Below are 10,478 nucleotides of genomic sequence, written 5' to 3' on the forward strand. Positions count from 1 at the left end.
CCGGTCACCGCCTGTCGCCGGTGTAGACGACCGCGGCCCCCACCGCGTCCACCCCCGAGATCAGCTCGGCGAGTGCCCTCGGGAGCTCCCGGTGCGTGGCCTCGGCCCAGGCCCGCAGGCCGGCGCGGTCGAGTTCCGGTTCGCAGAGATCGTCGAGACCGATGGTCCAGGCCAGCAGGGCCAGGCAGACCGAATGCGGATCCGGCCGGTCGGTACCGAGTACCGCGGCCCTCGCCTTGCTGCGCGCGGCCGTCGACATCAGTAGATCCCGCGGCGGGTACCGGTGATTTTTTCGCATGAGCACGCGGTCGGTCTCGCGGTTGATCACTCCCGCGGTGAGCAGATTGTTCGCGACCGTTTCCCCGAGATCCTGGCGGAGGTGGTCGACCCATTCCCGGACGGTGTGCCACTCGCGCTCGCCGAGGATTTCCGAGAACACCCGATCCAGTGCGGGATGGGCGAGGCCCCGCCGCGACAGTGGCCGGATTCGCTTGCGTTCCACGGTGATCCGCTCGGCGAGGAGGAGATCGCAGAGCGCGGAACCGGCCATTCCGATGCCGAGTCCCGTGCGGCGCAGCGCGGGTTTTCCGGTGAACTCGTCGTGGGCGAGGAAGAACAGGGAATCGACCAACGTCAGCCGACGCATGAATGGCACGCCCTCCGGCGTTGTAGTGCGGGACGGCCAAAGTAGCGGTAGGCGGTGGACCACTGCGACCCGAGGTCCGTTTTTAGCCTGAACGGACGTACCTAGCCGGGTTGACCGGCCCTAGGGTGGGATGGCTTTGACAAGATCAAGAACGCGGATCGAACGCGTTCGCAGCCAAACCGACGTCCGGGGGGACGGGTTCATGGGTACGCACAGACCGCGGCGCGGTCTCGGACATCGGCGGCTCGGAGCCGCCCAGATCGTCTTCTTCGTGGTGGCGGCGGCGGGTCCGCTGTTCGCCATCGCGGGCGGGGTCCCGACGAACTACGCGGTCACCGGCAGTGTCGGTGTCCCGCTGTCGTTTCTCCTGCTCGCTCCGATCCTGGGGCTGTTCGCGGTGGGGTACGCGGCGATGAGCCGCTACATCACCAACGCGGGCGCCTTCTACCCCTACGTCGCCAACGGGGTCGGCAAATCCACCGGCGCCGGGATCGCGTTCGTCACGCTGATCAGCTACAACGCCATCCAGATCAGCATCTACGGCCTCTTCGGCTGGTCGGTGTCGACCTGGCTCGGCACGCTCACCGGGTCACCGCCGCCGTGGTGGCTGTGCGCGCTGGTGATGGTGGCGGTCGTCGGCGCGCTCGGTGTCCTGCGGGTCGATCTCAACGCCAAGGTGCTCGGGGTGGCGTTGTGCCTCGAGGTCGCCGTCGTCGCGATCGTCGACATCGCGTTGTTCGCGAATCCCGCGGGCGGAAGCGTTTCCTGGGTGCCGCTGGAGCCGTCCAGCCTGTTCACCACCGGTGTGGGCGCGGTGTTCGCGTTCTCCGCCGCCGCGTTCATCGGTTTCGAGGGCGCGGCGACCTACGGCGAGGAGACGCGCGAACCCAGCCGCACGGTCGGCCGGGCGACGTTCGCCGCGATCGGCCTCACGGCGGTGCTCTACGTCGTTTCGTCGCTCGCGCTGGCCGTGGGTGCCGGACCCGACGTCATCGTGACCACCGCGGCCGCGCAGGGCCCGGATCTGCTGTTCAACCTGGCGGGCCGGCATCTCGGCGGCACGTTCTCCGACATCGCGTATACGCTTTTCGTGACCGGCCAATGCGCGGCGCTGCTGAGCTTCCACAACGCCGTCGCGCGGTACTTCTTCGCGCTGGGCCGGGAAGGGCTGCTGCCGCGCTCGCTGGCCAAGACCAGCAAGCGCACCGGCGCCCCGGTGGCCGGTTCGCTCACGCAGACCGCGCTCGGGCTGGTGGTGGTGTCGTTGTTCGCGATCGCGCAGCGCGACCCGGTGACGGAACTGTTCACGTGGCTCGGCGCGACGGCGTCGACCGGTGTCGTGGTGATCATGATCGCCGTCTCGCTTTCGGTGATCGGCTTTTTCAAACGGCGCCGCGACGCCGAAAACGCCTGGCGCCGCTGGATCGCGCCGGGGCTGGCGATCCTCGCGTTGTCGTCCGTCCTCGGGCTGATCCTGATCAACTTCGATCTGCTGCTCGGTCCGGCGGGGACCTTCCTGTTGCGCTGGGGTCTGCCCGGCCTGATCGTCCTCGCGGCGTTGGTGGGTTTCCTGCGTGCGGAAGTGCTGCGGACAAGGGATCCCGAGACGTACGCCGCGATCGGCGGCCCGCTCGAAGACGAGGAAGAACCCTCCCGGTTGAGGTCCGGACGATGATCGTGCGCGCCGCCGAACCGTCCGAAATGGACATCGTGGTCGATGTGCTGTCCGAGGCCTTCCACGAAGACCCGGTCAGCGTGTGGGTCTTTCCCGGCGACGAGCGCCGCGCGGTGGCGCTGCCGATCTTCCATCGCGCGATCGTGCGCGGGGCGCTGGCCGCGGGCGGCCACGTCGACGTCACCGGCGACCTGTCCGCCGCCGTCCTCTGGAGGCCCGGCGGCGAGGAGGACATGGACGGCGACGCGTTCGCCGGGCTCACCGGGGAAGAACTGGGCAGGCTCGCCGCGTTGTCCGAGTTGATGGAGAAGCACGCTCCCGGCGGCGAGTACCACCACGCGCAGTTCATCGGCGTCCGCAAGAGCGCTCAGCGCCGGGGGATCGGCGCACGGCTCCTGCGGCACGGATTCGACCGCAACGGCGCGGTGCCCGCGTACCTGGAGGCCAGCAGCCCGGAGAGCGCGAACCTGTACCGGCGGCTGGGTTTCCGTGATCACGACGGGGCTTTCTCGGTCGAGGGCGGGCCGCCGATGCTGCCCATGTGGCGGGCCCCGTGACAGATCTCTCGTCGATTTGTCTATAAAGGACTGGTAAAGTGGCGGTCAGATGACGACGAACGGTGCCCCCGCCCCACGGCACCGTTCCGTCTTCTTTCTGCTGATCTTGCTCGTCTTCGCCTTCGTCACGCCCACCGTTCCCCACGGGCACGGCCGCGTGGCGAAGGAAGACCCCGTCGCCGTCTTCGCGACCCATCCTCTGCCCGCCTTCCACGGCGGCCAAGCCGTTCCGCTCGCCGACGTGCCCGCCGAGACGGCGACCGTCGAGCTCCTCGATGCCGGACCCGCCCCTGAGCAGGGCGAATCCGTCGTCATCAGCCGTGCGGTGCCCCAGGCGCCCGCACGCGCACCTCCGCGCTGATCCGGTCCTCACAACCGCATCAGCCACCATCGGAGGTCTCCATGAGTTCCGGTCATGCCTTGCTGGCCGTCGGCGGGGCGTTCCTCGCCGCCGGTGTCATCGCCAGAGCCGGCGCCCGCATCGGGCTGCCCACCATCCCCCTGTTCATGCTGGCCGGATTCGTCTTCGGCCCCAACACCCCAGGACTGTCCCTTGTGGACGATCCGAGTGAGCTCGGTGTGCTCGCCGGCCTCGGTCTCGTCTTCCTCCTGTTCTACCTCGGCCTCGAGTTCTCCCTCGACGACCTCGCCAAAGGCGGGCGCAAACTCGTCTGGTCCGGGCTGATCTACCTGATCCTCAACATCGGCGGCGGGCTCGCCTTCGGCTTCCTGCTCGGCTGGGGGACCAGGGAAGCGCTGGTCATCGCCGGTGCCATCGGGATCTCGTCGTCCGCGATCGTCACCAAGCTCCTGCTCGAAGCGCGCCGGATGAACAACCCCGAATCCCGGCTGATCATGGGCATCATCGTGATCGAGGACCTGTTCCTCGCGCTGTACCTCGCGTTGCTGCAGCCGGTGCTGTCCGGTGCCGGGACGTTCGGCTCGGCCGCGGCCGACTTCGGCAAGGCCTTCGCGTTCCTGATCGTGATGGCCGCGCTCGCCCGCTGGGGCGGCCGCGTGGTGTCGAAGCTGTTCGGTTCGGCCGACGACGAGCTCCTGACCGTCTGCTTCGTCGGTGTCGCCGTCATGGGCGCCGCCGTGGCCGAAGAGGTCGGGGTGTCCGACGCCATCGGCGCGTTCATGGTCGGCATGATGCTCGGCGGCTCCAAGGTCGCGCCGCGCATCCACAAGCTGGTGCTTCCGCTGCGGGACGCGTTCGGCGCGCTGTTCTTCTTCATCTTCGGGCTCAGCATCGACCCGAACGCGGTCGGTTCGGTGGTCGTGCCGGTGCTGATCGCGGTGGCGCTGACGATCGTGCTGAATCTCGGTGCGGGCGCGCTGGCCGCGCGGCTGCACGGGTTCGACCGCCAGGCCGGGGTGAACATCGGGCTGACCGTGCTCACCCGTGGCGAGTTCTCGCTGGTGCTCGCCGCGATGGCGACCGCGGCCGGGCTGGATTCGCGGGTCGCGCCGTTCGTCGCGGGCTACGTCCTCCTGCTGGCCGTGATCGGTCCAGTCGCGGTCATCCGCTCCGAGAAACTCACCTGGTTGCTACCGGCGAGTATCGTCCGGAGGGGTTCGACCCGCCGAGGCCGCGAAGAGGTGGCACGGGCGACGTGACGAGGAGGCCTGGGTGACCGAACGGTTCGGCGGCTACCAGAACGAGATCTACCTGCAGGGGCTCGGCGGGATCTTCCCGCCGTGCTCCACCGACGCCACGAAGCTGGAGGACTCGGCGCGGGAGATCCTGGAGCCCGGGCCGTTCTGGTACGTCGCGGGCTCGGCCGGTTCGGGTGCCACCGCGCGCGCCAACCGCGAGGCGTTCGACCGCTGGCGCCTGGTGCCCCGGATGATGACCGGTTCGACCGACCGCGACCTGTCGACGACGGTCCTGGGGACCAGCCTGCCGGCGCCGGTGCTGTTGGCGCCGGTCGGCGTCCAGTCGATCGTGCACGAGGGCGCGGAACCGGCGGCCGCCCGCGCGGCGGCGTCGGTCGGCCTGCCCTACATCATGTCGACGGCGTCCTCGACGAGCATCGAGGACGTCGCCGAGGCCGGCGGTGACGGGCCGCGCTGGTTCCAGCTGTACTGGCCGACCGACAACGACGTCTGCGCGAGCATCCTGGCGCGGGCGAAGGCCGCGGGGTTCACCACGCTCGTGGTCACGCTCGACACCTGGACCCTCGCGTGGCGCCCGAACGACCTCGACCACGCGTACCTGCCGTTCATCAAGGGCGAGGGCCTCGGTGTCCCGCTGAGCGACCCGGTGTTCCGAGGTCTCCTGGAGAAGACGCCCGAAGAGGACGCGCCCACCGCGATCCTGCGGTGGATCTCGATGATCACCGGCAGCGATCTCACCTGGGACCGGCTGCCGTTCCTGCGCGAGCACTGGGACGGCCCGATCGTGCTCAAGGGCATCCAGCACCCCGACGACGCGCGCCGCGCCGTCGAAGCGGGGATGGACGGGATCGTCGTGTCCAACCACGGCGGACGCCAGGTCGACGGCGCCGTCGGCTCGCTCGACGTGCTCCCGGAGATCGTGGCCGCGGTCGGCGACCGGCTCGAGGTGCTGTTCGACTCCGGCATCCGCACCGGCGCCGACATCGCCAAGGCGCTCGCGCTCGGGGCGAAGGCCGTCCTGGTCGGACGGCCGTGGGTGTACGGGCTCGCGCACGCGGGGGAGGAGGGCGTCCGGCACGTGCTGCGGAGCCTGCTCGCGGACCTCGACCTGACCATGGGCCTGTCCGGTCACCGCACCCTCGCCGACCTCACCCCCGCCTCCCTCACGCGCTCCTGACCCCCGCGTTTCGTCCTCTAGTTGCGGTAGTTGGTGGCACGAACTACCGCAACTAGAGGACGACTTGCGGGGGGTGGTGGTGACGTGGGGGATATTCGGAAGCCGTGATCGTCACGCACGGCTATCCTGGTGCCGGTCATGGCTTCTCAGAGCACCCCATCCCGCAGCCCTTCCCCGCTCGGAGCCCTGCGCGCTCGCCTGCCCGAACTCATGTCGCGCGACGAGCACCGCCTCCGGCGCCGGCTCGACGGTGCCCGGAAAACGCGGAACGCCGAGGACCTCGCCGCCCGGATCGAGGCCGACATCGAGGCCGCGGAACTGCGGGTCACCCGCCGCCGCGACGGCGTCCCGAAGATCTCGTTCCCCGAAGAGCTGCCCGTCAGCCAGCGCAAGGACGAGATCGCCGCCGCCATCCGCGACCACCAGGTGGTGATCGTCGCCGGCGAGACCGGGTCCGGGAAGACGACCCAGCTGCCGAAGATCTGTCTCGAACTCGGCCGCGGGATCCGGGGCCAGATCGGGCACACGCAGCCGAGACGGCTGGCCGCGCGCACGGTCGCCGACCGCATCGCCTCGGAGCTGAACACCGAACTCGGCGAGGCCGTCGGCTACAAGGTCCGGTTCACCGACCAGTCCGGTCAGGACACGCTGGTCAAGCTGATGACCGACGGCATCCTGCTCGCCGAGATCCAGACCGACCGGATGCTGCGGCAGTACGACACGCTGATCATCGACGAGGCGCACGAGCGCAGCCTCAACATCGACTTCATCCTCGGCTACGTCAAACAGCTTCTGCCGCGCCGCCCCGACCTCAAGGTGATCATCACCTCGGCGACGATCGACCCGGAGCGGTTCTCCCAGCACTTCGGCGACGCGCCGATCGTCGAGGTCTCCGGCCGGACGTATCCGGTCGAGGTCCGCTACCGGCCGATCATCGACCCCGACGACCCGGACGCCGATCAGGACCGCGACCAGACGCAGGCCATCTGCGACGCCGTCGACGAACTCCAGCACGAGGGCCCCGGCGACATCCTGGTGTTCCTCTCCGGGGAGCGGGAAATCCGGGACGCGGCGGACGCCTTGTCCAAACAGGACCTCAGGAACACCGAGATCCTCCCGCTGTACGCCCGGCTTTCGTCGTCGGACCAGCATCGAGTGTTCCAGCGCCACACCGGGCGCCGCGTCGTGCTCGCCACCAACGTCGCCGAGACGTCGCTGACCGTGCCGGGCATCAAGTACGTCGTCGACCCGGGCACCGCCCGGATCTCGCGCTACAGCCATCGCACCAAGGTGCAGCGCCTGCCGATCGAGCCTGTCTCGCAGGCGTCGGCGAACCAGCGCAAGGGCCGGTGCGGGCGTACCTCCGACGGTATCTGTATCCGCCTGTACTCCGAAGACGATTTCGACGCCCGGCCCGAGTTCACCGATCCGGAGATCCTGCGGACCAACCTCGCGTCGGTCATCCTGCAGATGACCTCGCTCGGCCTCGGCGACATCGCGGCGTTCCCGTTCGTGGAGCCGCCGGATCGCCGCCAGGTCACCGACGGCGTCCAGTTGCTGCAGGAACTCGGCGCCTTCGACATGAGCGACGGCAAGAAGCTCACCGAAACCGGCCGCAAGCTCGCTCTGCTCCCGGTCGACCCGCGGATGGCGCGGATGGTCCTGGAGGCCTCACGCAACGGCTGTGTCCGCGAAGTGATGATCATCGCCGCCGCACTGTCCATTCAGGACCCCCGTGAGCGGCCGGCGGAGAAGCAGCAGGCGGCGGACGAGCAGCACGCGCGGTTCGCCGACAAGACGTCCGACTTCCTGGCGTACCTGAACCTGTGGGAGTACGTCAGCGAGCAGCAGAAGGCTTTGTCCACCAACCAGTTCCGCCGGTTGTGCCGCAACGAGTACCTGAACTACCTGCGCATCCGCGAATGGCAGGACATCTTCAGCCAGCTGCGTCAGCTGGCCAAACCGCTCGGCATCACCCTCGAGACCACCGGCCCGGCCGATCCGCAACGTGTGCACACGTCGCTGATCGCCGGGCTGTTGTCGCATGTGGGGCTCAAGGATCCGGCCAAGGGCGACTACCTCGGCGCGCGCGGGGCGCGGTTCTCGGTGTTCCCGGGTTCGGCGCTGTTCAAGAAGCAGCCGCGGTTCGTGATGTCGGCCGAACTGGTCGAGACTTCGCGCCTGTGGGGCCGGGTCAACGCGCGGATCGAACCGGAATGGGTCGAGCCGCTCGCCGGGCACGTGGTGAAGCGGAACTACTCCGAGCCGCACTGGGAGCGCAAGCAGGGCGCGGTGATGGCGCTGGAGAAGGTGACGCTGTACGGCGTCCCGCTGGTCGCCGACCGCCGCGTCAACTACGGCCGGATCGACCCGGAGATGAGCCGCGAGCTGTTCATCCGGCACGCGCTGGTGGAGGGCGACTGGGAGACCAGGCACCACTTCTTCCGCGAGAACCGCGCGCTGCTCGACGAGGTCGAGGACCTGGAGAACCGGGCCCGCCGCCGCGACATCCTGGTCGACGACGAGACGCTGTTCGAGTTCTACGAGCAGCGCGTCCCGGCGGACGTCGTCTCCGCGCGGCATTTCGACAGCTGGTGGAAGAAGGCGCGGCACACCGAGCCCGATCTGCTGAGCTTCGAGAAGACGATGCTCATCAACGAGACCGCGGGTGGCGTGCGCGAGGCCGACTACCCCGACTTCTGGACCCAGGGCACGCAGACCTTCAAGCTCACGTACCAGTTCGAGCCGGGCGCGGACGCGGACGGGGTCACCGTGCACATCCCGCTGCCGGTGCTGAACCAGGTCACCCCGGACGGCTTCGACTGGCAGGTCCCCGGCCTGCGCGAAGAACTGGTGACGCAGCTGATCAAGTCGCTGCCCAAGGCGATCCGGCGCAACTTCGTGCCGGCGCCCGATCACGCGAAACTGGTGCTGTCCCGGGTCGGCCCGGCCGACGGGCCGCTGCTGCACGCCGCCGCCGACGAGCTGGAGGCCTTGCGCGGGGTGGTGATCCCCGACGACGCCTGGCAGCTGTCGGCGGTACCCGAGCACCTGAAGATGACCTTCCGCGTGGTCGACGTCCGCGGGAAGAAGGTGTCCGAAGGCAAGGACATCGAGGCTCTCAAACGGGACTTGAGCGGCCAGGTGCGCGCGACGATCTCCAAGGCCGCCGACAGCATCGAGCGCCAAGGCCTGACGACACCCGCGTTCGGCGAACTGCCGAAGGTGTTCGCGAGCAAGCAGCGCGGGCACGACGTCAAGGCGTATCCGGCGCTGGTCGACGAAGGCGGCACCGTGGCGGTGCGGCTGCTGGACACGCCGGGTCAGCAGGAACAGTCGATGTGGGCGGGTACGCGGCGGATGCTGCGGCTGAACCTGCCGTCACCGATGAAGTTCATCACCCGCAACCTGGGCAATTCGTCGAAGCTCGTGCTGAACCGGAACCCGCACGGTTCGGTGGCGGCGTTGCTCGAAGACTGTGTCGACTGCGCCGTCGACGAACTGGTGGCCGGCAACGGCGGCCCGCGCTGGGACGAGGCCGGTTTCGCCGTCCTGCAGGAAAAAGTGCGCGCCGGGCTGAACGCCGGGGTGCTCGACGTGCTGACCAACGTCGAAAAGATCCTGCGCGCGGCGAACGACGTCGAAACACGGCTGGCCGACACCCGCGGCCCGGCGGATTCGCTCGCGGACATCCGGGCGCAGCTGGACGGTCTGGTGCACAAGGGTTTCGTCACCGAAACCGGGCAGAGCAGGCTCAAGCACGTCGTCCGGTACCTGCGCGGGATCGAACGGCGGCTGGAGAAACTCCCGACCGAGCCGACCCGCGACATCCAGCGCACCGGCGACATCGCGTGGCTCCGGAACGAGTATCAAACCGCACTCGACGCGGTGCCGCCGGGGACGTCGTCACCCGCGCTGCGGGAGATCCGGTGGATGATCGAGGAACTGCGGGTCAGCTTCTTCGCCCAGACACTCGGGACGGCTCATCCGGTCTCGCTGAAGCGGGTCATCAAGGCACTGGACGACGCCGCCACCTGATCACGCCAGGGGCTGAAGGGGCCTTTCCCCGCATGTGACGCGGTGAAGGACGCTTTCACTGCACAGGACGCGGGGAAAGTCCCCTTCAACTCACTTGACGATCAGGGTCATGGTCGCGGCAGACGCGGAGAGCATGGCGGCGAAAGCCGAGAAGGTGGCAGCCTGGCCGCCGACGCTGCTGAACACTCGTTTCGTCAACTTGCTCCAGTACTGCTGCTTGATCGCCATCGTGAGTTTCTGCCATTTGTGTTGTCGAATATGGCAACCGAGAAGGATTCCGTAGGCGTTGTTGCGGCAGGGCTTGTCATTCCGTGTTTCGGCGCAGCACCACATCGGCGCTTGGAACAAGCAGTAGAGCACTACGAACCCGGAAAGGATCGCGATCGCGCCGAGGCCGATGGAAGGGATGAACCAGAAGCACGCCACGGCGGTCAGCAGAAGATATCCCCAGAGACTCGCCAGCTTCTTCTTCGTCGTCCGTTTCGCCATTCGTCGGAACTTACCCAGTGATCGGTGTCGATCGATAGCGCTGGCCGGTCTATTTCGTCCTGCCGATCAGACTGCCACGGTCTACTGAAAGTGATGAATCCGATAACGATAGGGTCGGTTCGTGCTCTATGTGGTCATTGGGCAAGTTGTGGATTCGTGGGTCGTGGGGGGGGGGTTTGGGTTGGAACCCAAAAAAAAACCCCCCACCAACAGGCCCACACCATCCCCCCCCCCAAAAAGTCCCCCCACCCCGCCTCCTCTTTTCTGTTTTTCTCT

The 10,478-nt window shown here is 68.2% G+C and carries 8 protein-coding genes; 6 read left to right on the forward strand and 2 right to left on the reverse strand.

Annotated elements, in window-relative coordinates; translation table 11 throughout:
• Window positions 1–4: 4 nt before the first annotated feature.
• Window positions 5–646: a GOLPH3/VPS74 family protein gene (locus ACZ5IK_RS21830; protein WP_465489309.1), complete on the reverse strand. Its 642-nt coding sequence runs from the start codon at window positions 644–646 to the stop codon at window positions 5–7.
• Window positions 647–848: 202 nt separating this feature from the next.
• On the opposite strand from ACZ5IK_RS21830, the gene ACZ5IK_RS21835 reads away from it, so the two are divergent.
• The 6 genes from ACZ5IK_RS21835 to hrpA all read left to right on the forward strand — a co-directional run bounded on the left by ACZ5IK_RS21835 (window position 849) and on the right by hrpA (window position 9,713).
• Window positions 849–2,321 carry an APC family permease gene (locus tag ACZ5IK_RS21835; protein ID WP_465489310.1) on the forward strand — a complete coding sequence of 491 codons (1,473 nt, stop codon included), beginning with the start codon at window positions 849–851 and terminating at the stop codon, window positions 2,319–2,321.
• Window positions 2,318–2,878, forward strand: coding sequence for a GNAT family N-acetyltransferase (locus ACZ5IK_RS21840; protein ID WP_465489311.1), 561 nt, complete (start codon window positions 2,318–2,320; stop codon window positions 2,876–2,878). The genes ACZ5IK_RS21835 and ACZ5IK_RS21840 overlap by 4 nt, the downstream gene beginning before the upstream one ends.
• A 49-nt stretch (window positions 2,879–2,927) precedes the next feature.
• Window positions 2,928–3,239: a hypothetical protein gene (locus ACZ5IK_RS21845; RefSeq protein ID WP_465489312.1), complete on the forward strand. Its 312-nt coding sequence runs from the start codon at window positions 2,928–2,930 to the stop codon at window positions 3,237–3,239.
• A 41-nt stretch (window positions 3,240–3,280) separates the two neighbouring features.
• Window positions 3,281–4,498, forward strand: coding sequence for a cation:proton antiporter (locus ACZ5IK_RS21850; RefSeq protein ID WP_101605792.1), 1,218 nt, complete (start codon window positions 3,281–3,283; stop codon window positions 4,496–4,498).
• A 13-nt stretch (window positions 4,499–4,511) separates the two neighbouring features.
• Window positions 4,512–5,675, forward strand: a complete 1,164-nt coding sequence (locus ACZ5IK_RS21855; protein WP_465489313.1) for a lactate 2-monooxygenase — start codon at window positions 4,512–4,514, stop codon at window positions 5,673–5,675.
• Window positions 5,676–5,813: 138 nt separating this feature from the next.
• The gene (gene hrpA, locus ACZ5IK_RS21860; RefSeq protein ID WP_465489314.1) at window positions 5,814–9,713 is read left to right on the forward strand and encodes an ATP-dependent RNA helicase HrpA; all 3,900 of its coding nucleotides are present in this window, start codon (window positions 5,814–5,816) and stop codon (window positions 9,711–9,713) included.
• A 90-nt stretch (window positions 9,714–9,803) separates the two neighbouring features.
• Here the strand turns inward: hrpA and ACZ5IK_RS21865 are convergent, their stop codons facing one another.
• Complete coding sequence (locus ACZ5IK_RS21865) at window positions 9,804–10,202, reverse strand: hypothetical protein (RefSeq protein WP_410664741.1); 399 nt, start codon at window positions 10,200–10,202, stop codon at window positions 9,804–9,806.
• Between the last annotated feature and the right edge of the window lie 276 nt (window positions 10,203–10,478).

This window comes from Amycolatopsis sp. NPDC031561 (genome assembly GCF_055580625.1).